23 protein-coding genes are annotated in these 24,961 nt (G+C 64.2%); 12 read left to right on the top strand and 11 right to left on the bottom strand.

Annotation, left to right across the window (positions count from 1 at the left end; genetic code table 11):
- Positions 1-30: 30 nt before the first annotated feature.
- The 11 genes from PAA8504_RS02185 (at position 31) to PAA8504_RS02135 (ending at position 11,914) form a co-directional block, all read left to right on the top strand.
- A complete protein-coding gene (locus tag PAA8504_RS02185; protein WP_108892804.1) occupies positions 31-1,536 on the top strand; it encodes a sugar ABC transporter ATP-binding protein in 1,506 nt (501 codons plus the stop codon).
- The gene (locus tag PAA8504_RS02180; protein WP_108892504.1) at positions 1,533-2,528 is read left to right on the top strand and encodes an ABC transporter permease; all 996 of its coding nucleotides are present in this window, start codon (positions 1,533-1,535) and stop codon (positions 2,526-2,528) included. Before PAA8504_RS02185 ends, PAA8504_RS02180 begins: the two co-directional genes overlap by 4 nt.
- Before the next feature lie 20 nt (positions 2,529-2,548).
- Positions 2,549-3,499 carry an ABC transporter substrate-binding protein gene (locus PAA8504_RS02175; RefSeq protein WP_108892503.1) on the top strand — a complete coding sequence of 317 codons (951 nt, stop codon included), beginning with the start codon at positions 2,549-2,551 and terminating at the stop codon, positions 3,497-3,499.
- Between the two features lie 118 nt (positions 3,500-3,617).
- On the top strand, positions 3,618-4,058 hold the full coding sequence (locus PAA8504_RS02170) for an RbsD/FucU family protein (RefSeq protein ID WP_108892502.1): 441 nt from the start codon (positions 3,618-3,620) through the stop codon (positions 4,056-4,058).
- A gap of 23 nt (positions 4,059-4,081) precedes the next feature.
- Positions 4,082-4,825, top strand: coding sequence for an SDR family oxidoreductase (locus tag PAA8504_RS02165; protein WP_108892501.1), 744 nt, complete (start codon positions 4,082-4,084; stop codon positions 4,823-4,825).
- Positions 4,825-5,673 carry an amidohydrolase family protein gene (locus PAA8504_RS02160; protein ID WP_108892500.1) on the top strand — a complete coding sequence of 283 codons (849 nt, stop codon included), beginning with the start codon at positions 4,825-4,827 and terminating at the stop codon, positions 5,671-5,673. The genes PAA8504_RS02165 and PAA8504_RS02160 overlap by 1 nt, the downstream gene beginning before the upstream one ends.
- Positions 5,674-5,683: 10 nt before the next feature.
- Entirely contained in the window at positions 5,684-6,526 is an 843-nt protein-coding gene (locus PAA8504_RS02155) for a fumarylacetoacetate hydrolase family protein (protein WP_108892499.1), read from the top strand.
- Between the two features lie 26 nt (positions 6,527-6,552).
- Positions 6,553-7,797, top strand: a complete 1,245-nt coding sequence (locus tag PAA8504_RS02150) for an L-fuconate dehydratase (protein ID WP_306419512.1) — start codon at positions 6,553-6,555, stop codon at positions 7,795-7,797.
- The gene (locus tag PAA8504_RS02145; protein ID WP_108892497.1) at positions 7,797-8,561 is read left to right on the top strand and encodes an L-fucose dehydrogenase; all 765 of its coding nucleotides are present in this window, start codon (positions 7,797-7,799) and stop codon (positions 8,559-8,561) included. The genes PAA8504_RS02150 and PAA8504_RS02145 overlap by 1 nt, the downstream gene beginning before the upstream one ends.
- Before the next feature lie 87 nt (positions 8,562-8,648).
- Complete coding sequence (locus tag PAA8504_RS02140) at positions 8,649-9,812, top strand: RsmB/NOP family class I SAM-dependent RNA methyltransferase (protein ID WP_108892496.1); 1,164 nt, start codon at positions 8,649-8,651, stop codon at positions 9,810-9,812.
- A 101-nt stretch (positions 9,813-9,913) separates the two neighbouring features.
- Complete coding sequence (locus tag PAA8504_RS02135) at positions 9,914-11,914, top strand: hybrid sensor histidine kinase/response regulator (RefSeq protein WP_245897490.1); 2,001 nt, start codon at positions 9,914-9,916, stop codon at positions 11,912-11,914.
- Between the two features lie 35 nt (positions 11,915-11,949).
- Here PAA8504_RS02135 and PAA8504_RS02130 read toward each other — a convergent pair whose 3' ends face one another.
- Genes PAA8504_RS02130 through PAA8504_RS02100 form a run of 8 tightly spaced genes read right to left on the bottom strand, consistent with a single transcriptional unit; the run spans position 11,950 to position 19,317 of the window.
- A complete protein-coding gene (locus tag PAA8504_RS02130; RefSeq protein WP_108892494.1) occupies positions 11,950-12,933 on the bottom strand; it encodes an ABC transporter substrate-binding protein in 984 nt (327 codons plus the stop codon).
- Positions 12,934-12,962: 29 nt separating this feature from the next.
- Positions 12,963-13,802: an ABC transporter permease gene (locus PAA8504_RS02125; RefSeq protein ID WP_108892493.1), complete on the bottom strand. Its 840-nt coding sequence runs from the start codon at positions 13,800-13,802 to the stop codon at positions 12,963-12,965.
- Positions 13,799-14,803, bottom strand: a complete 1,005-nt coding sequence (locus PAA8504_RS02120) for an ABC transporter permease (RefSeq protein ID WP_108892492.1) — start codon at positions 14,801-14,803, stop codon at positions 13,799-13,801. Before PAA8504_RS02120 ends, PAA8504_RS02125 begins: the two co-directional genes overlap by 4 nt.
- Positions 14,800-15,642: an ABC transporter ATP-binding protein gene (locus PAA8504_RS02115; RefSeq protein ID WP_108892491.1), complete on the bottom strand. Its 843-nt coding sequence runs from the start codon at positions 15,640-15,642 to the stop codon at positions 14,800-14,802. The genes PAA8504_RS02120 and PAA8504_RS02115 overlap by 4 nt, the downstream gene beginning before the upstream one ends.
- Positions 15,639-16,049: a VOC family protein gene (locus PAA8504_RS02110; protein WP_108892490.1), complete on the bottom strand. Its 411-nt coding sequence runs from the start codon at positions 16,047-16,049 to the stop codon at positions 15,639-15,641. The genes PAA8504_RS02115 and PAA8504_RS02110 overlap by 4 nt, the downstream gene beginning before the upstream one ends.
- Positions 16,050-17,504: a dihydropyrimidinase gene (gene hydA, locus PAA8504_RS02105; protein WP_108892489.1), complete on the bottom strand. Its 1,455-nt coding sequence runs from the start codon at positions 17,502-17,504 to the stop codon at positions 16,050-16,052.
- Complete coding sequence (locus PAA8504_RS21750; protein ID WP_146190437.1) at positions 17,501-18,064, bottom strand: hypothetical protein; 564 nt, start codon at positions 18,062-18,064, stop codon at positions 17,501-17,503. Before PAA8504_RS21750 ends, hydA begins: the two co-directional genes overlap by 4 nt.
- Positions 18,061-19,317, bottom strand: coding sequence for a Zn-dependent hydrolase (locus PAA8504_RS02100; RefSeq protein WP_108892488.1), 1,257 nt, complete (start codon positions 19,315-19,317; stop codon positions 18,061-18,063). Before PAA8504_RS02100 ends, PAA8504_RS21750 begins: the two co-directional genes overlap by 4 nt.
- A gap of 145 nt (positions 19,318-19,462) precedes the next feature.
- On the opposite strand from PAA8504_RS02100, the gene PAA8504_RS02095 reads away from it, so the two are divergent.
- Positions 19,463-20,068: a TetR family transcriptional regulator C-terminal domain-containing protein gene (locus PAA8504_RS02095; RefSeq protein ID WP_108892487.1), complete on the top strand. Its 606-nt coding sequence runs from the start codon at positions 19,463-19,465 to the stop codon at positions 20,066-20,068.
- Position 20,069: 1 nt separating this feature from the next.
- Here the strand turns inward: PAA8504_RS02095 and preA are convergent, their stop codons facing one another.
- The 3 genes from preA to glgX form a co-directional block, all read right to left on the bottom strand.
- Positions 20,070-21,374, bottom strand: a complete 1,305-nt coding sequence (gene preA, locus PAA8504_RS02090) for an NAD-dependent dihydropyrimidine dehydrogenase subunit PreA (protein ID WP_108892486.1) — start codon at positions 21,372-21,374, stop codon at positions 20,070-20,072.
- 45 nt (positions 21,375-21,419) lie between these two features.
- Positions 21,420-22,793, bottom strand: coding sequence for an NAD(P)-dependent oxidoreductase (locus tag PAA8504_RS02085; protein WP_108892485.1), 1,374 nt, complete (start codon positions 22,791-22,793; stop codon positions 21,420-21,422).
- 145 nt (positions 22,794-22,938) lie between these two features.
- On the bottom strand, positions 22,939-24,951 hold the full coding sequence (gene glgX, locus PAA8504_RS02080; protein ID WP_108892484.1) for a glycogen debranching protein GlgX: 2,013 nt from the start codon (positions 24,949-24,951) through the stop codon (positions 22,939-22,941).
- Positions 24,952-24,961: the final 10 nt, after the last annotated feature.

Genomic DNA, 24,961 nt, shown 5'->3' with positions numbered 1-24,961 from the left:
ATGCGGCATTCGTCTTTGGGCGGTGGCGCGATGACCCGGCTTGTCCGGATGGAGGGGATCGACAAGGTCTTTCCCGGGGTGAAAGCGCTGGATGCCGTGGATTTCGATCTTCTCGCCGGCGAGGTTCACGCACTGATGGGCGAGAACGGTGCGGGCAAGTCCACGCTGATGAAATGCCTGTCCGGTGTATATCAGCCCGATGGCGGGCGCATCCTGATCGACGGGAAGCCGGTCAGCTTGCCCACGCCCAGATCGGCCCAGGATCAGGGGATCGGGATCATCCACCAGGAACTTGCGCTGATGCGGGACCTGACCGTCGCGCAGAACATCTGGATCGGGCGCGAGCCGCGCAAATCATTCGGGCGGCTGGACGAAGCCAAGCTGAACGCCGATGCCGCGGCGATCTTTGACGGCATGAATGTGAAGATGGATCCGCGCACGCCGGTCAGTTCCTTAACCATCGCCCGCCAGCAGATGGTCGAGATCGCGAAGGCCCTGTCCTACCGCTCGCGCGTCTTGATCATGGACGAGCCCACCGCGGCGCTGAACGATACCGAGATTGCCGAACTCTTCGCCATCATCCGACGGCTGCGCAGCGAAGGTGTGGGGATCATCTATATCAGCCACAAGATGGACGAGATCCGTCAGATTTCGGACCGGGTGACGGTCATGCGCGACGGGACCTACGTGGATACCGTCGCTGCGGCGGACACCCCCATCGAACGGATCATCGCGATGATGGTCGGCCGTGAAATTCAGCATTCGGACATCGCGATCCCCGATCTGAGCGGGGCCGAGACCGCGCTGGAGGTCATCGATGTTTCTCGCGGGGCCGAGTTGAAGAACATCAGCTTCGATCTGAAACAGGGCGAGATCCTGGGCTTTGCGGGCCTGATGGGCGCCGGGCGGACCGAACTTGCGCGCGCCATCTTTGGCGCCGAGCCCATCGATCGCGGAGAAATCCGGGTTCACGGCAAGCCGGTCCGGATCGCGTCCCCCTCGGACGCGGTGCGCAAGGGGATCGGCTATCTGTCAGAGGATCGCAAGCAGTTCGGCCTGGCCCTGGGCCTCGACGTGCGCGCCAATATCGGCCTGCCCAGCATGGGCCGTCATTCGGACCGTATGGGTCGCATAAATGAAGGAAAACTGAGCGAGGTCGCGCGCAGCTATATCGACATGCTGCGTATCCGCACCCCCCATGACGCGCAGGAGGTGCGACTTCTATCGGGCGGCAACCAGCAGAAGGTCGTCATCGCCAAGTGGCTTCTGCGCGATTGCGACATCCTGATCTTCGACGAGCCGACGCGGGGGATCGACGTAGGCGCAAAGGCAGAGATCTACCGCCTGCTGGCCGATCTGGCGAAGCGGGGAAAAGCGATCATCGTCATCTCCAGCGAGCTTCCGGAGGTTCTGCGTGTCAGCCACCGGATCGCCGTCATGTGCGAGGGGCGCCTGACCGGAATTCTACCCGGCGGCGCGCGCCAGGAAGAGATCGTCGCCCTGGCGACCAAACGCGAAGGAAAGACCGCAGCATGACCGCCGTGGACACCACCACCGCGCCCCGGCCGTCGCGCCGCGGCACCGCGCACCAGAAGCTCCTGGCCTTCGCCAGCCTCATCGCGCTTGTGATCGGCTTCTCGCTGGCCAGCCCGAATTTCTTCCAGGTGTCGAACATCATGGCGATCCTGCAGGCGACTTCGGTCAACGGGGTGCTGGCCATTGGCGCTACGCTGATCATCATCACCGGGGGGATCGACCTGTCCATCGGGACGCTGATGACCTTCTGCGCGGTGATGACCGGCGTCGTGCTGACATGGCTTGGCGCGCCGTTGATCTTCGGGGTTGTCGCCGCCATCGGGACCGGCGCGCTCAGCGGTCTGGTCTCGGGCACGTTCGTCGCCAAGATGAAGATCCCGCCCTTCATCGCGACGCTGGGCATGATGCTGATCCTGAAGGGGCTGTCGCTGGTCGTCACCGGGACCCGTCCGATCTATTTCAACGACACGCCCGGCTTCGACCTGATCTCGCGCGGGTCTCTGATCGGCTGGGTCTTGCCGGGCTTTCCGGTGCCCAACGGGGTGCTGATCCTGTTCCTCGTCGCGGGCTTCGCGGCCTGGATCCTGTCGCGCACGGTGCTGGGGCGATATACCTTCGCCCTCGGCTCGAACGAGGAGGCGGTGCGCCTGTCCGGCGTCAATGCGGACGCGTGGAAGATGGCGATCTATGCACTCTCGGGCGCCATCGTCGGTATCGGCGGCCTGCTGATTGCCAGCCGCCTGAACTCGGCGCAGCCCGCGTTGGGGCTGGGATATGAGCTCGAGGCGATCGCGGCGGTGGTCATCGGCGGCACCAGCCTCGCGGGCGGGCGTGGGACTATCCTTGGCACATTGATCGGGGCGCTGATCATGGCGGTGCTGACGAACGGCCTGCGCGTGCTGTCTGTCGCGCCCGAATGGCAGACCGTCGTCACCGGCGGGATCATCATCGTGGCGGTCTATGCCGACCAGCTGCGGAGGGGGAAGACGTGAGCAATCAGGGAGGAAACCAAATGTTCACCAGAAGACACTTGATCGGGACGGCCACCGCAATCGCGCTGGCGGGTCTCGGGTCGGGCGCCATGGCCCAGGACGAGGAGCTGTTCATCCCCGTCATCTCGAAAGGGTTCCAGCACCAGTTCTGGCAGGCCGTGAACCAGGGCGCCGAACAGGCCGCCGAAGAGTTCGGCGTGCGCGTCACTTTCGAAGGGCCGGACAACGAATCCCAGGTCGACAAGCAGATGGACATGCTGGCCGCTGCGCTGGCGAACAACCCCGACGCCATCGGCTTCGCCGCACTGGACAGCCAGGCCGCGATCCCGCTGCTGCGCCAGGCGCAGGAGGCGGGTGTGCCCGTGGTCGCCTTCGACTCCGGCGTGGACAGCGACATCCCGGTCGCCACGGCGGCCACCGACAACAAGGCCGCCGCCGCGATGGCGGCCGACAAGATGGCCGAGCTGATCGGGGGATCGGGTCAGGTCGCTGTCGTGGCGCATGACCAGACTTCGCGCACCGGCGTGGACCGTCGCGACGGTTTCGTCGACCGGATGGAAGCAGAGTATCCAGATGTCGAGATCGTCGCGGTGGAATACGGCGGTGGCGATCACCTGCGCTCGACCGAGATCACGCGTGCCCTTCTGGCGGCGCATCCGGATCTGGACGGCATTTTCGGAACGAACGAGGGGTCGGCAATCGGAGTCGTGAACGGCGTGCGCGAAAGCGGGCAGGAGGGGATCACCATCGTCGGCTATGACAGCGGCAAGGCCCAGACCGACGCGATCCGTGAAGGCCTCATGGCCGGTGCGATCACCCAGAACCCCGTCGGTATAGGGTATGAAACCGTCCGCGCCGCCGTTGCCGCCGCGCGCGGCGAAGAAGTCGAAGGCGATATCGACACCGGCTTCTATTGGTACGACCAGTCGAATATCGACGACCAGGAAATCCAGGCCGTCCTCTACGATTGAACCGGACCGGTCGGGGGCCTCTTTCGGTCCCCGATCCACTTTTACCAAGTCGAGGTCAAATGCCTTTCCAATTCTACGGCCCGCCCATGTTCCGGTCAGGCCACCCCGTTCATGTCCCATGCTGAAGGGCATCGATCCGCTGCTCGGCCCCGATCTTCTGTGGACGCTCGCCTCCATGGGGCATGGCGACGAGATCGTGATTTCGGACGCCAACTTCCCGGGGGCGTCGGTCGCGCGCACGACCGTTCGCGGCACGCCGCTGCGGGCAGATTGCGACGCAATCCGGATGCTGGAGGTGGTGCTGTCCGTCTTGCCCCTTGATACGTTCGACGGGCCTGCGGTTCACACGATGCAAGTCGTCGACGATCCCAAGGCGACCCCCGACGTAGTTGCCAACGCAGAGCGCGTTCTGAAGCCCTTCGGGGCCGAACGGCGCGCGCTGGAACGGTTTGCGTTCTACGACCGGGCCAAGACGGCCTTCGCGGTTCTGCGGACCGCCGAGGCGCGCCCTTACGGCAATTTCATTCTCCGCAAGGGCGTCATCGCGTCCACACGCTGACGGATCGGAAAAGGACGACGATCATGCGACTTCGGGACAAGCGGATCCTTATCACCGCGGCGGGTCAGGGCATGGGCCGGGCCAGCGCCATTGCCTGCGCCGCCGAAGGTGCTGAGGTTCACGCGACGGACATGGACGAAAGCCTGCTTGCCAGTCTGAACGAGCACGGAATTGCTACGTCTGCGCTGGACGTGACGGACCCACACGCGATCCGCGACACGGTGGACCGGCTGGGCGCGCTCGATGGGTTGTTCAACTGCGCGGGCATCGTCCATCACGGTACGATCCTTGATGTGTCTGACGACGACTGGGCCCGCAGCGTGGATGTGAACGTCACTTCGATGCTGCGCCTGACACGCGCCTGTCTTCCGGGAATGCTGTCCCGCGCTGAACAGACGGGGACGGCGGCGATCCTGAACATGGCGTCGATGGCGTCTTCGCTTAAGGGCTTTCCGAACCGCACGGCCTACGGCGCGACGAAGGCCGCCGTCATCGGGCTGACCAAGGCAGTGGCGGCGGATTTCGTGGGGCAGGGTTTGCGCGTCAACGCGATCTGCCCCGGAACGGTCGACACCCCCTCGCTTCGGGGGCGGATTGCCGCCGCGCCCGATCCGGTCCAGGCCGAAAAGGACTTCATCGCGCGTCAGCCCATGGGGCGCCTTGCGGCGGTCGGGGATATCACGCCGCTTGTTGTCTACTTGTTGTCCGACGAAAGCCGCTTCGTCTCTGGCCAGGCCGTCTCGGTCGATGGTGGGGTGACGATCTGATGAAGCCGCTCGACGCCCATTGTCATGTCTGGCGTCTGGCCCGAGGCGACTACGATTGGCTGACGGCAGGTGGCGCGGCTCTTTCGCCCATCAGGCGCGATTTTTCGGTCGAGGAGTATCCCGAGGCGACTGACCTGATCCTGGTTCAGGCGGTACCGACCCGGGCCGAGACTGATTTCCTGTTGGACATCGCAGCCGGTGATCCGCGGGTCGTCGGGGTGGTCGGGTGGGTGGACCTCGAGCACCCGGATTGCGCGGCCGAGATCGAGACGCTGGCCCGGCATCCGAAGTTCAAGGGTGTTCGCCCGATGCTTCAGGATATCGAAGCGACGGACTGGCTGATCGATCACGCGCGACCTGACGCAATGGCAAGCCTGGTGCGCAACCGCCTTTCCTTCGATGCCCTCGTCACCGAACGGCACCTGCCAATGCTGTGTGACTTTGCCTCGGAAAACCGGGATCTTCCCCTGGTGGTCGATCACGCCGCCAAGCCGAAACCGGGACCGCATCCGGTATGGGAGGAGGGCATGGCCGCGCTGGCCAGGCTGCCGCATGTTCACTGCAAGCTCTCTGGACTTCTGACCGAGCTGACCGACCCTGACCGACGGGATCCGCTTCCGGCGTTGAGGTCCATCTTCGACCAGCTTCTGGACTGGTTCGGGCCGGAGCGCCTGATCTGGGGTAGCGACTGGCCGGTCCTGACGCTGGCTGCGTCGTGGCATGAGTGGCGCAATTTGACAGACTTGCTTCTATCGGGACTGTCCCGGTCAGAGCGAACCGCGATCATGCGCCACAACGGCGCGCGTTTTTATGCGGTGGCAGACCAACCCATCGCGACATCCAACTGAAGAGGACAAGATGAAACTTCTGCGATACGGCCCCAAGGGTCAGGAAAAACCGGGCCTTCTGGATGCATCGGGCACGATCCGCGATTTGTCGGGCGAGATTGACGATATTTCTGGGGATATACTGACCCCTCAGGGACTGGCGCGGATCGCGGCGTTGGATCCGGACGCCTTGCCCCGGGTCGAAGGCACCCCCCGTATCGGGCCCTGCGTCGGCCAAGTCGGGAAATTCGTCTGTATCGGGCTGAACTACGCCGATCACGCCGCCGAAACCGGCGCCGACATTCCCAGCGAACCGGTGGTCTTCAACAAGTGGACATCCGCCATCTGCGGCCCGAACGACGACGTCGAAATCCCGCGAGGCGCGACCAAGACGGACTGGGAGGTCGAGCTGGGCGTCGTGATCGGCAAGGGCGGTCGCTATATCGAGGAAGCGAACGCCCTTGACCATGTCGCAGGCTATTGCGTCATCAACGATGTCTCTGAACGCGAGTGGCAGATCGAGCGGGGCGGCACTTGGGACAAGGGCAAGGGCTGCGACACGTTCGGCCCGCTGGGGCCCTGGCTTGTGACACCGGACGAGGCGGGGGACATCGGCAACCTGTCCATGTGGCTCGAGGTGGACGGGCACCGGTACCAGGACGGTTCAACGTCGACGATGATCTTCGGGGTCGCCCACATCATCCACTATCTCAGCCAGTTCCTGTCGCTTCAGCCGGGGGATGTGATTTCGACCGGAACTCCGCCGGGTGTCGGCATGGGGCAACGACCGAAGGTCTACCTGAAGGGCGGCGAGACGATGCGCCTCGGGATCGAGGGTCTGGGCGAGCAGACGCAGCGTGTCGTGCGCGCATGAGGATCACCGGCCTCAGAACCGCGGATGTGCGGTTTCCGACGTCGGACGCGCTGGACGGATCGGACGCGATGAACCCCGATCCGGACTATTCTGCGGCCTACGTGGTGCTGGAAACCGATGGCGATCATGACGGCCACGGCCTGACGTTCACCATCGGGCGTGGCAACGAGATCTGCGTCGCCGCCATCGAGGCATTGCGTCCGTTGGTCGTGGGGCTGGACCTCGACTGGATCGCCGAGGACATGGGGCGCTTCTGGCGCCATGTCACCGGCGACAGTCAGTTGCGATGGATCGGCCCCGACAAGGGCGCGATCCATCTGGCCACGGGGGCGGTGATCAACGCGGCATGGGATCTGTGGGCCAAGTCCCAGGGCAAGCCGGTCTGGCAGCTGGTCGCGGATATGGGCCCCGAGGACCTCGTGCGCTGCATCGACTTTCGCTACATCACCGATTGTGTGACACCCGATTGGGCGGTCGCGTTTCTGACCCGGCAATCCGAGGGAAAAGCGGACCGGATCGCGACGCTGATGGCGGAAGGCTATCCGTGCTATACCACCTCGGCCGGGTGGCTGGGCTATGACGACGAGAAGTTGCGCAGGCTCTGCCGGGAGGTCGTCGACCAGGGGTTCCGGCACATCAAGATGAAGGTCGGCCGCGACCTTCAGGACGACATCCGACGCTTGCGCATTGCACGTGAGACCGTGGGACCGGACGTGCAATTGATGATCGATGCCAACCAGGTGTGGGAAGTCGATCAGGCCGTGGAATGGATCAACGCGCTTGGCTTCGCGCAACCATGGTTCATCGAAGAGCCGACCAGCCCCGATGACGTCGCCGGCCACCGCGCCATTCGCCAAGCCGTCGCCCCGGTGCAGGTCGCGACGGGCGAGATGTGCCAGAACCGTATCATGTTCAAGCAGTTCATCATGCAAAACGCCATCGACGTGGTGCAGATCGACAGTTGTCGACTTGGCGGGCTGAACGAGGTTCTGGCCGTCATGCTGATGGCCGCGAAGTATGATCTGCTCGTCTGTCCGCATGCCGGCGGGGTCGGTCTTTGCGAATACGTCCAGCACATGTCGATGATCGACTACCTGTGCATTGCGGGCACGCGAGAAGGGCGGGTCATCGAATATGTCGACCATCTGCACGAGCATTTTGTGGATCCCTGCGTCATCCAGAACGCAGCATACATGCCGCCCCGAAGGCCGGGATTCTCGATCGAGATGAAGCCCGAAAGCGTTGCGCAATTCAGTTTCGGGCGCACCTAATGGACCTGGGGCTTCGGGACAAGGTAATCGTCGTGACCGGTGGTGCTTCGGGGATCGGAGAGGCCATCACCGAAGGCTTGGCGGCCGAGGGAGCCCGGCCGATCGTTCTGGCCCGACGCGATCCGGATGCCGAATGGCTGCGCCGTTATGGTGCGGGGTTCGTCCGGGCCGAGCTGTCCGATGATGAACAGGTCGCGAATGCGGTGGCGGCGATCCGGGCCGAACACGGGCGGATCGATGGGCTGGTCAACAATGCCGGGGCGAATGACAGTGTTGGACTGGACGCGGGTCCGGACGCCTTCCGGTCAAGCCTGAACCGGAACCTGGTGCATTATTACGCCCTGGTGCATCATATGCGCGCCGATCTAGAGGCCACGACGGGCGCGATCGTCAATATCAGCTCGAAAACCGCGCTGACTGGGCAGGGCGGGACATCTGCCTATGTCGCGGCGAAGGCCGCACAGCTCGGCCTGACGCGGGAATGGGCGGTGGAGTTCCTGGATACGGGCGTACGCGTTAACGCCATCGTCGTGGCCGAAGTGATGACACCGCTTTATCGTCGGTGGCTTGATACACTGGCCGACCCCGCAAAGGCAGCCGCACAGATCGAGGCGCGCATCCCCCTGGGCCGCCGAATGACGACCCCGCAAGAGATAGCCGATACCTGCCTTTTCCTACTGTCGCGCAGGTCCAGTCATATGACCGGGCAATGGGTCTTTCCGGACGGCGGATACACGCATCTGGACCGGCGGATCGGACCCTGAGACCGGCACGCCGCGCCGGCCTTCCATTCGGGCGAACCCGCGACTAGGTGTCCCACCATCGGATATGTCACGGGAAGCCTGTACGAAATGACTCCGGCCGCACGGATAGAGACGGCGATCGTTTGCCTGGACCGGATCGCCGCTGGCGAGCCGGCCGAAAAGGTTCTGACCGGTTGGGCGCGCACGGCCCGTCACGCCGGCAGCAAGGATCGCGCTGCTGTACGGGACCACGTGTTCGATGCGTTACGGCGCTGGTGGTCATCGGCCGTTTGGGGCGGGGACCAGACGGGGCGGGCCCGCATGATCGGCCTACTCCGCGCAGAAGGTATTGATCCGACGACGCTTTTCACAGGCGCGGGCTACGGCCCGGACCCTCTGACGGAAACCGAGCGCGCATCCGGAACGGCACCTGAAGGTGTCGATGCACTGGATTGCCCAGCTTGGCTGGCGCCGCAGCTACGCGCGTCGCTGGATCAGGATTTTGACCCGGTGATGACCGCGCTGCAGTCGCGCGCCCCGGTTTTCCTCCGGGCGAACTTGGTGAAGGGGGACCGGGACAGCGCCCGTTCCGCGCTTCTGGCCGAAGGGATCGAGACATTGCCCCATCCCCTGTCGCCGACCGCCCTTGAGGTTACAACAAACCCACGTAGGGTGCAGGGATCCCGGGCGTGGGCCGATGGTCTGGTGGAACTTCAGGACGCCGCCAGCCAGGCGATCGTCGATCTGCTGCCCCTGGACGGAACCCGTCGCATTCTGGATTACTGCGCCGGCGGAGGGGGCAAGGCGCTGGCAATGGCGGCGCGCACGGCAGCGACGATCCACGCCCACGATGCCGATGCGGCGCGCATGCGCGATCTGCCGGTGCGCGCGGAACGGGCCGGCGTGCAGATCCGGACGGTCGCACCGGGCACCCTATCAGACGAAGATCTGTATGATCTGGTTCTCGTCGACGCACCTTGTTCGGGAAGCGGGGCTTGGCGCAGGTCACCCGAGGGTAAGATCCGCCTTACGCCACAGGCACTGGACCGTCTGACTGCGCTTCAGGATCGCGTCCTGTGCGAGGCGGTTCGACATGTGCGGCCGGGGGGATTGCTGGCCTACGCCACGTGTTCGCTGTTGGATGTGGAAAATCGCGCCCGCGTGGATCATTTCAGCGCCGGCCGGGCTACAGAGGTTGTGGCCGAACGGCATCTGACGCCGATGGACGGGGGCGACGGGTTTTATTGTGCGCTTCTGCGGTTCAACCCGTAGTTGCGGCCCAATTTGATAAGTTGATAGTCACTACCAGAATTAACCTTCTTTTAACGAACGGGTGAGACTGTGAGCCGCCCTGGAAGCGCAAGGTGCCATACGTGTCAGAAACCCGCTTGCCCATGTCCGATGTCGCGGCGAGGTACGTCCCGGTCGCGTGTTTCCTGTTGCTGGCCGCCTTGGTTCTGTCCGGCGTCGCCGCGGTGATCGGGTTGCCCGTGATCGCATTGACGGTCGCTGTGGCTGCCGCTGCGGCGGGGGCCGTGTCTGTCTTGCTGATCGCCATCGGCGGACCGAAACGCATGAAGCGCCGCGGCTGGCTTTCGGCGCTGCGGGCGATCCATGCAAACGACCGTCATCCTGTCTATGTCACCGATGCCAGGGGGGCGCGCCTGTGGTCGAACGCGGCAGGCAATTTTTACGATGAACTGGCGCGCGATCTGGCCGATCCGTCCGAGGAGGTCGCCAAACTACGCGGACGTGCGCTGGCCGAGGGCAGCGCCGAGAGATGGATCGGCTGTCATCCACGTCGTAGAATCTCGGCGACGCGAATCGCGGGGGGGGACCTTTTGTGGCGCCTGGATACGGGTATTGCCGAGGGTCCCGCGTCCGAGAAGGGCGTTGCGTTCGAGCATTTGCCGATTCCGCTGCTGGAACTTGACCGAAACGGAACGGTGGTGCGCGGAAACCGTGTTGGCCGCGACCTCCTGGCCATTCAGCCGGGCGAAAGTGTCGTGTTCTCGGACCTCGTTGAAGGGCTGGGCCGCTCGGTTCCGCAATGGATCGAGGAAGCATTCGGCGGGATCTCAATCCAACGGCCTGAAGTCGGACGCGCCTCACGCCGCCAACCGGACGTCTTCCTTCAGATCACCTTAAACTCTCTGGACAATGGGTCGGAAGACCACATCATGGCCGTGCTGCATGATGCGACCGAGCTGAAGACGCTCGAAGCGCAGTTCGTCCAGTCCCAGAAGATGCAGGCGATCGGCCAGCTTGCCGGCGGTGTCGCGCATGATTTCAACAACCTGCTGACGGCAATCCGCGGCCATTGCGACCTTCTGCTTTTGCGGCATGACCCGGGGGATCCCAATTTTTCGGACCTGGAACAGATCAATCAGAACGCCAACCGCGCGGCCAGCCTAGTCGGCCAACTTCTAGCCTTCTCGCGCAAGCAGAATCTCCGCCCGGAAATGGTTGATCTGAGGGGCATTCTTTCTGACTTGACCCACCTGCTCAATCGACTGGTGGGCGAGAAAGTCGCCCTGTCCTTCAGCCACGCCGAAAACCTGCCCCGGGTGCGTGCGGACCGTCGGCAACTTGAGCAGGTCATCATGAACCTGGTCGTGAACGCACGCGACGCGATGCCCGAAGGGGGCACCATCGACCTCAAGACCGAACTTCGCGTGTTGCGGCAGCCTTGGACCCGGGACCGGGTCACGGTGCCGGCGGGCGAATACGCCGTCATCTCGGTTTCTGACACGGGGTCAGGGATTGCTCCCGAGGTGTTGGAAAAGATTTTCGAACCATTCTTCACGACAAAGCGGCTGGGGGAAGGGACCGGCCTGGGTCTGTCCACGGCGTATGGGATCGTCAAGCAGACCGGGGGATATATCTTCGCCGACAGTAAGGTCGGTCAGGGCACGACCTTCGTTCTGTTTTTCCCGATCACGCAGTCAGGCCACGCGGTCGAGGATCCCGTCGCACCCGAGGAGCCCAAGAAGACCGCCGCCGCCGCGGGCGAGGTCATCCTGCTGGCCGAGGACGAAGCACCGGTACGCGCCTTTGCGGCCCGCGCATTGCGGTTGAATGGCTACGAGGTGCTCGAGGCGGAGAATGCAGAGGACGCACTGGCGATCGCGCAGGATCTTACGGTCAAGATCGACCTTTTCGTGTCCGACGTCATCATGCCGGGGCGGGACGGTCCGTCGTGGGTTCAGGATGCGAACCGGATCCGCTCCGGAACGCCTGTCATCTTCATGTCGGGCTACGCCGAGGAAAGCTTCGCCGAAACTCAGGCACGGATCCCCAAGTCGGCGTTCCTGCAAAAGCCCTTCTCTCTGGCCGATCTTACGGCGGCCGTCTCGGAACAGCTACGAGCCTGAGGGTTGGCGGGCCGTGGGTCGGCCCGCCGGAGCGTTCAGTTCAGCGCTTCGTCCGTGATCTCGAGCGTATAAGCCCCTTCGGGCTGGGCCGAAATAACCGGGTCCGAGCCGCCTGCCAGAAGCGTCTCGACCGTGCGCTCATAGTCGGCCACGTCCAGCGCACCGTTCGCGCCTTCCGTGAGCTTCGCGATCTCCCCCATCATATAGACCTGATGCTCTTCGCTTTGTGCGCCGGTGGCATCGTTGTCCAGGACGATCATCGCCGCCTCTTCGGGGTTTTCCTCGGCCCATTTCCACCCCTTCATCGAGGCGCGCACGAAGCGGACCATCTTGTCGCGGAACGCCTCGTCTTCGAGATTCTCTTCCAGGACGTACAGACCGTCCTCGAGCGTTGCGACGCCCTGGTCCTCGTACTTGAACGTCACCAGCTCGTCCTCGGTCACGCCGGCATCCAGAACCTGACCGTATTCGTTGTAGGTCATGACCGAGATGCAGTCGGCCTGACGCTGCAGCAGCGGATCGACGTTGAAGCCCTGTTTCAGGACCGTGATGCCGTCGTCGGACGCGTCCGTCGGAATACCCTCCTGGCTCATCCAGGACAGGAAGGGATATTCGTTCCCGAAGAACCAAACGCCAATGGTGCGCCCCCGGAAATCCTCGGGACCCGTGATTCCGGTATCCTTCCAGCAGGTCAACATGAGGCCAGATGACTTGAAGGGCTGGGCAATATTTACGATGGGCAGGCCCTTTTCCCGAGCCGATAGCGCCGACGGCATCCAGTCGACCATGACATCCGCCCCGCCCCCGGCCAGAACCTGCGGAGGCGCGATATCGGGCCCGCCGGGCAGGATCGTGACGTCGAGGTTCTCTTCCTCGTAGAAGCCCTGATCCTGGGCCACGTAGTAGCCCGCGAACTGGGCCTGCGTGACCCATTTCAGTTGCAAGTTCACCTCGTCCTGCGCCTGGGCCGTGCCCGTCAGCGCGACGGCGGCAATTGCGCCTGCGATGATACGTTTCATGTCGTTACTCCCCTGTTGTTGCCGGGGGATCATCCCCGGTGAGACGGGTGCCAAAACGTCACCCGTTTTTCGATGAACGCGACAATGCCATAGAATGCGCTGCCCGCCAGCGCCGCCACGACGATCTCGGCCCACACCATATCGAGCGCGAGCTGACCGACAGAGGTCGAGATGCGAAATCCCATGCCCAGTGTTGGACTGCCGAAAAATTCCGCGACAATGGCGCCGATCAAGGCAAGTGTGGTCGAGATTTTCAGCCCGTTGAAGATGAACGGCATTGCTGCGGGCAGGCGAAGCTTCAACAGGGTCTGACCGTAGCTTGCGCCATAGGTGCGCATCAGGTCGCGCTGCATGGCCTGCGTGTCCGTCAGCCCCGCCACGGTGTTCACGAGGATCGGGAAGAACACCATCACCACGACGACCGCCGCCTTCGACTGCCAATCGAAGCCGAACCACATCACCAGGATCGGCGCGGTGCCGACGATGGGCAGGGCGGCCATGAAGTTGCCAACTGGAAGCAGGCCGCGTTTCAGGAACGTGTAGCGGTCAGCCAGAAGCGCCACGGCGAAAGCAGCAGTGGCCCCGATGGCATAGCCCGTCAGCGCCCCCTTCACGAACGTCTGGTTCAGGTCCGCCCAGAGAACGGGAAGGTTGTCCGTGAATGCCCCAGCGATCAGCGAAGGGGCGGGCAGAATGACCATGGGCACGTCCAGACCACGCACGATCAGTTCCCACATGGCCAGGATGGTCAGACCGAAGATCAGTGGAACGGCCAGGTGCACGGCTCGCGTGTGCGGCCCCGCGGCGAGGCGGATATTGAGGGCGAAAGCCGCCGCCCAGAGGGTCAAGGCGAAGAGAACGAGTATCATGCGTTCAGCCCCATGCGGCGAAGAAGGACCTTCTCGATCGCGCCGATCAGACCCACCAGAACGGCCGCCAGAATCGCCGCGGCGAACAGGGCCGACCAGATTTGCACCGTTTGCCCGTAGTAACTTCCCGCCAGAAGCCGCGCCCCGAGGCCGGCAACCGCACCTGTCGGAAGCTCGCCCACGATCGCACCGATCAGCGAGGCGCATATGCCGATTTTCAGCGAGGCGAACAGGTAGGGCAGCGAGGCCGGTAGGCGCAGTTTCCAAAAGGTCTGGTTTTGGTTGGACCCATAGGTCCGCAGAAGATCGAGCTGCATCGCATCGGGACTGCGCAGGCCCTTCACCATGCCGACCACGACCGGAAAGAAGGACAGATAGGTCGAGATGATGGCCTTGGGCACGATGCCCTGAAGACCGATGGAATAGAGAACGACGATGATCATCGGCGCGATGGCGATGATCGGAACCGTTTGGCTGACGATGGCCCAGGGCATGACGCTCATGTCCATCACGCGGCTGTGGACGATCCCGATCGCCAGAAGAATGCCGAGCGCCGTGCCGAACGCAAAGCCCAGAAGCGTGGCGGACAGCGTTACCCAGGCGTGATAGACTAGACTGCGCTTGGACGTGACGGCCAGACCAACGGTCGACCCCCAAAGCTCCGCCGCCACCTGGTGCGGGGCGGGTAGGCGGGGCCGGTCCTGGACAAAGGCGCTGGCCATGGCCGCGGCTGGATTGCGCAGTGCGATTGCGGCCCCGGACATGCCGCGCCGATCGGCGGCAGTTTCGGGCGTCACCGTCTGGCCCGCACGCTCGGCCAGCAGAACGGATTGCTGGGCGTTCATCGGGATGCAGGCAAAATACCAGATCAGGATCAGCCCCGCGATCACGGTCAGGATCGGCAGAAACCCCGTTCGAACGGACCGCAGCCAGAGGGCCACCCGGCCTGACCTTCCGACGCCCGCTCCGGGGGCCGAGAGGGGTGCCGTCGTCCCGGTCATACGGCGTCCATTCCCGCGCGAAGCCCTTCACGGACGCGATGCGCGATTTCGATGAACTCCCGGCTGTCGCGGATGTCCAGCGGACGTTCGCGGGGCAGGGGGCTGTCGATCACGTCGCTGATCCGGCCGGGGCGCGGCGACATGACGACGATCTTGGTCGAGAGGTAAACGGCTTCGGGGATCGAGTGGGTGACGAACAGCATGGTCTTGCCAGTCCGGTCCCACAGGGCCAACAGCTCTTCGTTAAGGCGATCTCGCACGATCTCGTCCAGGGCGCCGAAGGGTTCGTCCATCAACAGAAGATCGGCATCGAAGCTGAGCGCGCGGGCGATGGAGGCCCGTTGCTGCATGCCGCCGGAAAGCTGCCAGGGAAACTTCTTCTCGAACCCGTCGAGATCGACGAGCTTCAGGGTCTCGGCCACGCGACGCTTCTTCTCGGCCGCGGGAAATCCCATGATCTCGAGAGGCAGGCGGATATTCCCGCCAATCGTGCGCCAGGGATATAGGCCTGCGGCCTGGAAGACGTAGCCATAGGCGCGGGCGCGGCGGGCCTCGTCCGGGCTCATGTCGTTGACCGTCAAAGTGCCGCCGGTCGGGGTCTCGAGCCCCGCGACGCAGCGCAGGAAGGTGGTCTTGCCGCAGCCCGAGGGGCCGATGAAGCTGACGAACTCCCCCTTCGCGACGGAGAGATCGACCTCCTTCAGGGCGTGGACCGGGCCGTCATTCGTCTGAAACGTGAGGTTGAGGCCGTCGGCGCGGACGACGGAGGGGGGCGCTGCCCCCCGCCCTTCGGGCCCCCCTGGGGTATTTTTCCAAGGATGAAGATCGGTGTCGGTCATTGGGTCGTCCAAAGGGTAGGTTCGGCAATCTCGAGCGAGTTGCCCGCCGGGTCGCGGAAATAGAGAGAGCGGGCACCGTTCGGCCAATCGATGCGACGCTCGATTTCAATCTCGTTGGCGGCGAGGTGATCTTCCCAGGCGGCCAGATCGGTCGAGGCAAGACAGGCGTGGCCGGGCCCCCGTGCGCCGTGGGGGGGCGCGGCCAACGGGTGCTCGCTGGGCTGTTCGGCGGCGGCCGGGTTGAAGACCAGCAGGACGGTTTCGTTGCAGCGAAAGAAGATGTGCCGTCCGTCCAGTTTCAGGGCCACCGGCAAGCCCAGCTTTCCGGCATAGAACGCTTCGGCCGCACCGAGATCCTCGGCGTAGAGCGCTGTCTCGAGCAGGCCGGAGGTCGCTGGCGCGGCCACTTAGACGCCGCTGGCCGGGATGCCCGACCGTTCGACCGGGCGGGGGGCGGTCAGGGCCTTCCACGAGGACAGGGCCTTGTTCACCTCGCCCTTGGGGGCGCGCTTGACGAACTGGCCGTGGCCTTCCTGACCGCGCATCTCACCATCGGCGAACATGACGCGCCCGCGCGAGAGAGTATAGCGCGGCAGGCCGGTCACGTACTGGCCTTCGAAGACGTTGTAATCAATGGCCGATTGCTGGGCATCGGCGGTGATCGTCTTCTCCTTCTGCGGATCCCAGACGACGAGGTCCGCGTCCGCCCCGACCAGAACGGCGCCCTTTCGGGGATAGCAGTTCAGGATCTTGGCGATGTTGGTCGAGGTGACGGCCACGAACTCGTTCGGGGTCAGCCGCCCCGTTGCGACGCCGTGGGTCCAAAGCATGGGCATCCGGTCTTCCAGCCCGCCGGTGCCGTTGGGGATCTTGGTGAAATCGCCCACGCCGGTGCGCTTTTGTGCGGTGGTGAAGGCGCAGTGATCAGTGGCCACGACCGACAGCGACCCCGATTGCAGTCCGGCCCACAGGCTGTCCTGATGGCGCTTGTTTCGGAACGGGGGGGACATCACGCGGCGGGCGGCATGGTCCCAGTCAGCATTGAAGTATTCGGACTCGTCCAGCGTCAGATGCTGGATCAGCGGCTCGCCCCAGACGCGCTTGCCCTGCTGGCGGGCGCGGCGGATGGCTTCGTGGCTTTCCTCACAGGAGGTGTGCACGACGTAGAGCGGCACGCCCGCCATGTCGGCGATCATGATGGCGCGGTTCGTGGCCTCGCCCTCCACCTGGGGCGGGCGCGAATAGGCGTGGCCCTCGGGGCCGGTATTGCCATCGGCCAGAAGCTTGGCCGAAAGGTCGGCCACGACGTCGCCGTTCTCGGCATGAACCAAAGCGATGGCGCCGAGTTCCGAGAGGCGCTGGAACGAGGCGTACATCTCGTCATCCTGCACCATCAGCGCGCCCTTGTAGGCCATGAAGTGCTTGAATGTGTTGATGCCGCGGTCTTTCACGACCGTTTCCATTTCGTCGAAGACCTGTTCGCCCCACCACGTGACGGCCATGTGGAAGGAATAGTCGCAATGCGCGCGGGTCGACTTGTTGTCCCACATCTTCAGCGCGTCGAGCAGCCCCTGTCCGGGCGAGGGCAGGGCGAAATCGACCACCATCGTGGTCCCGCCTGCCAGCGCGGCCCGGGTGCCGGATTCGAAATCGTCGGCGGAGTAGGTGCCCATGAAGGGCATCTCCAGATGCGTATGCGGGTCGATCCCGCCGGGCATGACGTAACATCCGGTGGCGTCGAGCGTCTCGTCGCCGGTGAGGTTCTGCCCGATCTCGACGATCTTGCCGTCGTCGATCAGGACGTCGGCGGCATAGGTTAGGTCGTGGGTGACGATGGTGCCGTTCTTGATGACGGTGGTCATTGAAGTGTCTCCCGTATCTTTTGATCGACGGCGCTTTTGAGTTCGCCGACTGCTAGGGTCTGATGGTCAATGCAGAGCGAGGTTAATGAAACCGACTTTTGTGCTCCATAGCTTCGAGCGATGTCTTGCTCGGAGCATACGACGAACCTCCAGCCATCAGTATGGAAGGGTGCAAACTCTCCGATCTCCTTCGCCAAAGTGTAGGCGAAGACGTAGTGATCAGCATGTCTCTTCGGTGTTCCGTCACCAACGAACGCGCCGGTCGTATTCGACCAAGCCCATTTTCGCTCTGCTATGTCGAACTTCGGGACGGGCGGTAATTTCGTTGGCCAAAACGGCGGAGTTCCGAAACCGCTCGATTTTACTTCAATCGCGAAGCCTCGGTAGAGTAGATCACTGCTATGCCATGCATCCTGGTGTTCCGTCAGGCAACCAAGGGCTTTACCCACAATATACTCAGCAAGCATGCCACGCTTCGTATTCGAATTGATATCTCCAACTGCCCAGAAGGCGAATTCGGCTTTGTCGATCGACAGGCTGGATCGTTCTTCGTTTATCAACCCTCGACCCCCGCCGTCTCGACCACTGCATGCAGCAGGACATCCGCCCCCGCCTTGGCCCAGTCCTTGGTGATCTCCTCGGCCTCGTTGTGCGACAGCCCGTCGACGCAGGGGCACATCACCATGGCGGCGGGCGCGACGCGGTTGATCCAGCAGGCGTCGTGGCCCGCGCCCGAGACGATGTCGCGGTGGGTGTAGCCCAGTCGTTCGGCCGCTTTTCGCACAGCGGTGACGCAGGCTTCGTCGAACTCCACGGGGTCGAAGCCGCCCACCTTCTCGAACGCAATCTCCAGTCCCATGTCGTCGCAGATCGCCGAGCCTTCTTCGCGTAGGCGGCGTTCCATATCCTCGATCACCGCCAAGTTGGGCGAGCGGAAGTCGACGGTGAAGACGGCTTTGCCGGGGATCACGTTGCGCGAATTCGGGAAGACCTCGATATGGCCCGCGGCGCCCACGGCGTCGGGTTTGTGGGACCACGCGATGCGGTCCACGGCCTCGAGCACGCGGGCCATGCCCAGACCGGCGTTCTTGCGCATCGGCATAGGGGTCGAGCCGGTGTGGCTTTCCTTGCCGGTGATGGTCACTTGCGTCCAGCTCAGACCCTGGCCGTGGGTGACGACGCCGATCTGCTTGCCCTCGGCCTCGAGGATGGGGCCTTGTTCGATATGGAGCTCGAAGAAGGCGTGCATTTTGCGGCTGCCCACAGGCTCTTCGCCGCGCCAGCCGATGCGGTCGAGCTCGTCCCCGAAGCGGGCGCCCTTGGCATCCGTGCGATCCTCGGCCCAATCCTGTGTGTGAATGCCGGCGAAGACGCCGGAGGACAGCATGGCCGGGGCGAAGCGGGTGCCTTCCTCGTTCGTCCAGTTGGTCACCACGATGGGGTGCTTTGTCTTCACGTCCAGATCGTTCAGGGTGCGCAGGATCTCGAGCCCCCCCAGCACGCCCAGAACGCCGTCATACTTGCCGCCCGTGGGCTGGGTGTCGAGGTGGCTGCCGACATAGACCGGCAGGGCGTCGGGGTCGGTTCCCTCGCGGCAGGCGAACATGTTGCCCATCGTGTCGAGGCCCATGGTGCAGCCCGCATCCTCGCACCAGCGCTGGAACAGGGCCCGGCCTTCGGCGTCGGCATCGGTCAGGGTCTGGCGGTTGTTTCCCCCCGCGACGCCCGGGCCGATCTTCGCCATCTCCATCAGCGAGTCCCATAGCCGGTCGGCGTCGATCTTCATGTTCTCGCCGGGGGCGGATGGGGGCATCGGAAAGCTCCTGCTCTTGTCGTCTTTGTTTGACCATCTGGTCAAATCGACGCTACCACGGGGCAACCTTCAGTCAAGAATAGCGCGCATGGCCAAGGCAGATGCCTAACATTCATGCAAAAGGGCGTCGCAAGAAGCAGGAGTGATGCAGGCCGTGCCGCAATCCCGTATCCAGCGCCGCAACCGCGCGGCGATCAGCGAGGCCGCGCTGGACGTTTTTTCGCGGCAGGGTTTCCGCGGCGCGACGCTGGACGAGATTGCCAGCGAGGCGGGGCTGTCGAAGCCGAACCTGCTATATTACTACAAGTCCAAGGAAGCGATTTATCAGCAGCTTTTGACGGGGGTGTTGTCGACTTGGTTGGACCCCCTGAGGGACCTCGATCCGCAGGGCGACCCGGTCGAGCAGATCCTGAATTACGTCAGACGCAAGCTGGACCTGTCCCGCGAGATGCCGCGCGAAAGCCGCTTGTTCGCGAACGAGGTGCTGCGCGGGGCGCCGCTTGTCGGCGACCATCTGAACGGGGAGTTGCGGGCCCTGGTGGACGAAAAGGCCGCCTTGATCGAAGCTTGGGCGGCGGACGGACGGATCGCCGCGGTGTCGGGGCGGCACCTCATCATCTCGGTTTGGGCCGAGACTCAGCACTACGCAGATTTCGACGTCCAAGTCCGGGCCGTCATGGGTTCGGGCGATCCGATGGCAGGGGCGGCCCAACATCTGGAGAGGTTGTTCCGCCGCCTGATCGAGGTGTGACCTATTCGGCTGCGGTTGCGGCCGGGTTGTTCGGGTGGGTTGTCCAGTTGGCGTATTCGCCCGGCACCGTCTTGCCGGTTCGGGGATCGACCTCGCCCGGCTGAAGCTCGACCATGGAGATGCAGTTCTCCACCGGGCAGACATCGACGCACAGGTTGCAGGCCACGCATTCCTCGTCGATGACCGTGAATTTGCGGTCCGGGGACATGGCGATGGCTTGATGCGAGGTATCCTCGCAGGCCGCAAAGCAGCGACCGCAGGAGATGCAGGCGTTCTGATCTATCCGGGCCTTGGTGATGTAGTTGAGGTTCAGGTACTGCCAGTCGGTGACGTTCGGCACCGCGCGGCCCACGACATCGTCGATCGTGGCGTGTCCCTTCTCGTCCATCCACGCGGACAGGCCCGCCTTCATCTCCTCGACGATGCGGAAGCCGTAGGTCATCGCGGCCGTGCAGACCTGCACCGATCCGCAGCCCAGCGCCATGAACTCGGCCGCGTCGCGCCAGGTTGATATGCCGCCGATACCGCTGATCGGCAGGCCGTGGGTGCCCGGGTCGCGCGCGATCTCGGCCACCATGTTCATCGCGATGGGTTTGACCGCGGGACCGCAATAGCCACCATGCGTGCCCTTGCCGTCGATCATCGGCTCGGGCGACATGGTGTCCAGGTTCACGCTGGTGATCGAGTTGATCGTGTTGATCAGGCTGACCGCGTCCGCGCCGCCGTTCTTCGCCGCCTGCGCAGGCTTGCGGATGTCGGTGATGTTGGGCGTCAGCTTCACGATCACAGGCTTGTCGTAGTAGGTCTTGCACCAGCGCGTGACCATTTCGATGTATTCCGGGACCTGGCCCACGGCGGATCCCATGCCGCGTTCGGCCATGCCGTGGGGGCAGCCGAAGTTCAGCTCGATCCCGTCGGCGCCGGTCTCGGCCACGCGGGGCAGGATGGACTTCCACGCCGCTTCCTCGCAGGGGACCATGATTGACGCGATCAGCGCGCGATCCGGCCAGTCGGCCTTCACCCGCGCCATTTCCTCGAGGTTCACCTCGAGCGGGCGGTCGGTGATCAGCTCGATATTGTTGATGCCCAGCACGCGGCGGTCGCCGCCATAGATTACGCCGTAGCGGGGGCCGTTCACGTTGACGACCGGTGGCCCTTCGGCGCCCAGTGTCTTCCAGACGACGCCGCCCCAACCGGCCTCGAACGCGCGGCGGACGTTGTATTCCTTGTCCGTCGGCGGGGCAGAGGCCAGCCAGAACGGGTTCGGGCTTTTGATGCCCACGAAATCGGTCGTCAGGTCGGCCATCGGGCTCTCTCCTTCGGCTGGTTCCCCTAGGGGAATGGCTGTCGCTCAGGCGCGGGCGGCTTCGCCGATCTCGGCGCCCGTCGTCGCGGCCGGCTGGTTCATGAGGGTGGCATGGATATCCTCGGCGGCGTCGCGGCCGTCGGCCACGCCCACAACGGTCAGGTCGTCTCCCGCGGTACAATCGCCGCCGGCCCAGACGCCATCGAGGCTGGTCCGTCCTGCGCCCGTCACCTTGATCTTGCCCCGCTCCAGCTCCAGCCCCGCATCGAGGGTGAAGGTCTGGCCGATGGCCTTGAAGACCTGATCGGCGGGCAGGCGCATCGTCTCGCCCGTGCCCTTCAGGCCGGTGCCGTCGTCGGCGGTGTATTCCAGCTCGATCTCGACGGCCGCGCCATTGCCGTGGATGGCGACGGGCTGGGCATTGCAGACGATCCGGACGCCTTTCGAGGTGGCCAGCTGCTGCTCGTACTCGGACGCGCCCATCCGGTCCTGGGACCGGCGATAGGCGATGGTCACGTTTTCCGCGCCCAGAAGCTTGGACTGCACGGCGGCATCCACGGCGGTCATGCCGCCGCCGATCACCACGACATTGCGGCCCACGGGCAGGCTGGTCATGTCGTCGGCCTGACGCAGGGCGGCGATGAAGCCCACGGCGTCTTGCACGCCGTCGCGGTCGGCGCCCTCGGCCTCCAGCGCGTTCACACCCGCCAGACCAACGCCGACGAACACGGCGTCGAACTGGGATTTCAGGCCTTCGACGGTGATGTCGCGGCCCAGCGTGTGGCGGGGCTTCAGTTCGATCCCGCCGATCTGCATCAGCCAAGTGACCTCATCGGCCGCGAAATCGCCGGTCGACTTGTAGGCGGCGATCCCGAACTCGTTCAGCCCGCCGGGCTTTTCCTTGGCATCGAACAGCGTCACGTCATGGCCCCGCATGGCAAGACGGTGGGCGCAGGACAGGCCTGCGGGACCGGCGCCGACGACCGCTACGCGCTTGCCCGTGGACGGCGCCCGGTCATAGGGATGGCCTTGCCGCGCCATTACGGAATCCGTGGCGTAGCGTTGCAGCCGCCCGATCTCGACCGGCTTTCCCTCGGCCTTTTCGCGCACGCAGGCGCCCTCGCACAGGTCTTCGGTCGGGCAGACGCGGGCGCACATACCACCAAGGATGTTCTGGTCGAAGATCGTTTTGCCTGCTTCCTCGGGCCGGCCCGATTGGATCTGCCGGATGAACATCGGGATGTCGATCTCGGTCGGGCAGGCGGTCACGCAGGGCGCGTCATAGCAGAAATAGCAGCGATCGGCGGCCACGGCGGCTTCGTGCGGGTCGAGGGCGGGGTGAAGATCGGCGAAATTGCGGGCGATCTCGTCCTCGCCCAAGCGTCCGGCGGCGATCCCGGGGGTCAGCATGTCGGCCATGTCGGTCCTCTCGAGTCATCTGGCGAGGATCAGCTTGGCACGGAATGTTTTTTTATCAAACGGTAAATTTTGGGCGGAATGAAAACGCGAAAACGCCCCGGGGATGGGTCCCGGGGCGGTTGATGCCGTTAGAAATCGGTGTGGGTCAGGCCGGCGGTGCCAAAACGGCCACGGCCTGCCAATCCATGTTGAGGGTCCCGTCGTCCTTCAACGTCGCCGACCCGTCTTCGGACGCGAAGCTGAGCTGCCATTCGCCTTCTGGCAACGCCACCGTTTCCGCGTCCCCGCCATTTATGACGACCAGAAGCCGCGTCTCAGCCCCTTCGATATCCATGATAATGCTGCTGTCGTCGTCCTGCCAAAGCTCGTCGGTCATCGCTCCGCCGTCGGGGCCGCGCCATGTCACGGTCGTGTCCGAGGCGAACCGCGCCTCGCCCAACAGGGGGTGCTTTTGGCGCAAGGCGGCCAGTTCGGCCTGCGTCTTGGTCAGTCCTTCGGCCTCGTTCGCCCAGCGGGTCCAGCCGATCTCGTTATCCTGACAATAGGCGTTGTTGTTGCCGTCCTGGCTGTTGCCGACTTCGTCGCCGGCCAGGATCATGGGCACCCCGCGACTGAGCATCAGGGTCGAAAGCATCGCGCGAACGCGCCGCATCCGGGCCGCGATGACATCCGCGTCGTCGGTATGCCCTTCGGCGCCCATGTTGTCGGACAGGTTATGGTCGTGACCGTCGTTGTTGTCCTCGCCATTCGCCGCATTGTGCTTGTCGTTATAGCTGACGACGTCCCACAGCGTGAATCCGTCATGGGCGGCAATGAAGTTGACGCTGGAGGTCGCGGGCCGGTTCGAGTGATTGAACTGCACCGGGCTGCCGCACAGCCGTTCGGCCAGCTTGCCCTTCATCCCGCCCTTGCGGGCCCAGAACGCGCGCACATCGTCGCGGAACTTGTCGTTCCACTCGCGGAAGGGCCACGGGAACCCGCCGACCTGATAGCCGCCTTCGCCGATATCCCACGGCTCGGCGATCAGCTTGACGCTGCCCAGAACGGGGTCCTGCCGGATCGCCGCGAAGAACCCGCCCTCACGCTCGAAGCCCGTCGGCTCGCGCCCCAGGGTCGAGGCCAGATCGAAGCGGAACCCGTCCACGTGCATCTCCTGCACCCAGTGGCGCAGGGAATCGAGGACCATGCGAAGCACCATCGGATGCGCGACGTTCACCGTGTTGCCGGTGCCCGTCACGTCGTAGCAATGGCGCTTGTCCTCGCCGTGCAGGTAATAGCTTTGGTTGTCGATCCCGCGGAAGGACAGGGTCGGGCCAAGTTCGGATCCTTCCGCGGTGTGGTTGTAGACGACGTCCAGAATGACCTCGATCCCGGCCTTGTGAAAGCGGGTGACGGCCTCCTTGATCTCGCCCCATTCGCCCGTGCGCAGATAGCGGCGTTCAGGCGCGAAGAAGTTCAGCGTGTTGTAGCCCCAGTAGTTCGACAGCCCTTTGTCGATCAGGTGGCTGTCCTGAAGGAAGGCGTGGACGGGCAAAAGCTCGACCGCGGTGACGCCGATCTTCTGGAGGTGCTCGATCATGGGGTCAGAGGCGAGGCCGGCGAACGTGCCGCGCATCTCCTCGGGGACATCGTCGCGCAGCATGGTCAGGCCGCGGACATGGGCCTCGTAGATCACCGTCTCGGACCACGGTGTGTGCAGAGCGCGGTCCTGATCCCAGTCATAGGCGGGGTCGGTGACGAAGCATTTCGGCACGTAAGGCGCCGAGTCGCGCTCGTCGAACGTCGTGTCGTCCCCGGTCGAGACGTCATAGCCGAACAGCGCGCCGTTCCAGACCACCGGACCGGTCAACTGGCGCGCATAGGGGTCGATCAACAGCTTGTTGGCGTTGAAGCGGTGGCCTTCGCTTGGGGCATACGGGCCGTGGACACGATACCCGTACCTTTGGCCCGGAACGACGCCCGGAAGGTAGCCGTACCACACACCGCCCTCCATCTCGGGCAGGTCGAGGCGGGTCTCATTCCCGGCCTCGTCGAACAGGCAAAGCTCGACCCGTTCGGCGTGGTCGCTGAACAAGGCGAAATTGGTCCCCTCACCATTGAACTGCGCCCCGAGTGCGGTCGCGTAGGCCCCGCTTGGATCGAACTTGAACTGCGTCACGAAGACACCC

The organism is Palleronia abyssalis, assembly GCF_900302445.1.
Lineage (GTDB): Bacteria > Pseudomonadota > Alphaproteobacteria > Rhodobacterales > Rhodobacteraceae > Palleronia > Palleronia abyssalis.
This window is presented reverse-complemented; position numbering and strand designations above follow the sequence as displayed.

What these genes read in the sequence shown, in the direction of transcription:
- PAA8504_RS02185 (WP_108892804.1), top strand. Translation starts at nt 31, where the DNA reads ATGACCCGGCTTGTCCGGATGGAGGGGATCGACAAGGTCTTTCCCGGG.
- PAA8504_RS02180 (WP_108892504.1), top strand. Translation starts at nt 1,533, where the DNA reads ATGACCGCCGTGGACACCACCACCGCGCCCCGGCCGTCGCGCCGCGGC.
- PAA8504_RS02175 (WP_108892503.1), top strand. Translation starts at nt 2,549, where the DNA reads ATGTTCACCAGAAGACACTTGATCGGGACGGCCACCGCAATCGCGCTG.
- PAA8504_RS02170 (WP_108892502.1), top strand. Translation starts at nt 3,618, where the DNA reads ATGCTGAAGGGCATCGATCCGCTGCTCGGCCCCGATCTTCTGTGGACG.
- PAA8504_RS02165 (WP_108892501.1), top strand. Translation starts at nt 4,082, where the DNA reads ATGCGACTTCGGGACAAGCGGATCCTTATCACCGCGGCGGGTCAGGGC.
- PAA8504_RS02160 (WP_108892500.1), top strand. Translation starts at nt 4,825, where the DNA reads ATGAAGCCGCTCGACGCCCATTGTCATGTCTGGCGTCTGGCCCGAGGC.
- PAA8504_RS02155 (WP_108892499.1), top strand. Translation starts at nt 5,684, where the DNA reads ATGAAACTTCTGCGATACGGCCCCAAGGGTCAGGAAAAACCGGGCCTT.
- PAA8504_RS02145 (WP_108892497.1), top strand. Translation starts at nt 7,797, where the DNA reads ATGGACCTGGGGCTTCGGGACAAGGTAATCGTCGTGACCGGTGGTGCT.
- PAA8504_RS02140 (WP_108892496.1), top strand. Translation starts at nt 8,649, where the DNA reads ATGACTCCGGCCGCACGGATAGAGACGGCGATCGTTTGCCTGGACCGG.
- PAA8504_RS02130 (WP_108892494.1), bottom strand. Translation starts at nt 12,933, where the DNA reads ATGAAACGTATCATCGCAGGCGCAATTGCCGCCGTCGCGCTGACGGGC.
- PAA8504_RS02125 (WP_108892493.1), bottom strand. Translation starts at nt 13,802, where the DNA reads ATGATACTCGTTCTCTTCGCCTTGACCCTCTGGGCGGCGGCTTTCGCC.
- PAA8504_RS02120 (WP_108892492.1), bottom strand. Translation starts at nt 14,803, where the DNA reads ATGACCGGGACGACGGCACCCCTCTCGGCCCCCGGAGCGGGCGTCGGA.
- PAA8504_RS02115 (WP_108892491.1), bottom strand. Translation starts at nt 15,642, where the DNA reads ATGACCGACACCGATCTTCATCCTTGGAAAAATACCCCAGGGGGGCCC.
- hydA (WP_108892489.1), bottom strand. Translation starts at nt 17,504, where the DNA reads ATGACCACCGTCATCAAGAACGGCACCATCGTCACCCACGACCTAACC.
- PAA8504_RS02100 (WP_108892488.1), bottom strand. Translation starts at nt 19,317, where the DNA reads ATGCCCCCATCCGCCCCCGGCGAGAACATGAAGATCGACGCCGACCGG.
- PAA8504_RS02095 (WP_108892487.1), top strand. Translation starts at nt 19,463, where the DNA reads ATGCAGGCCGTGCCGCAATCCCGTATCCAGCGCCGCAACCGCGCGGCG.
- preA (WP_108892486.1), bottom strand. Translation starts at nt 21,374, where the DNA reads ATGGCCGACCTGACGACCGATTTCGTGGGCATCAAAAGCCCGAACCCG.
- PAA8504_RS02085 (WP_108892485.1), bottom strand. Translation starts at nt 22,793, where the DNA reads ATGGCCGACATGCTGACCCCCGGGATCGCCGCCGGACGCTTGGGCGAG.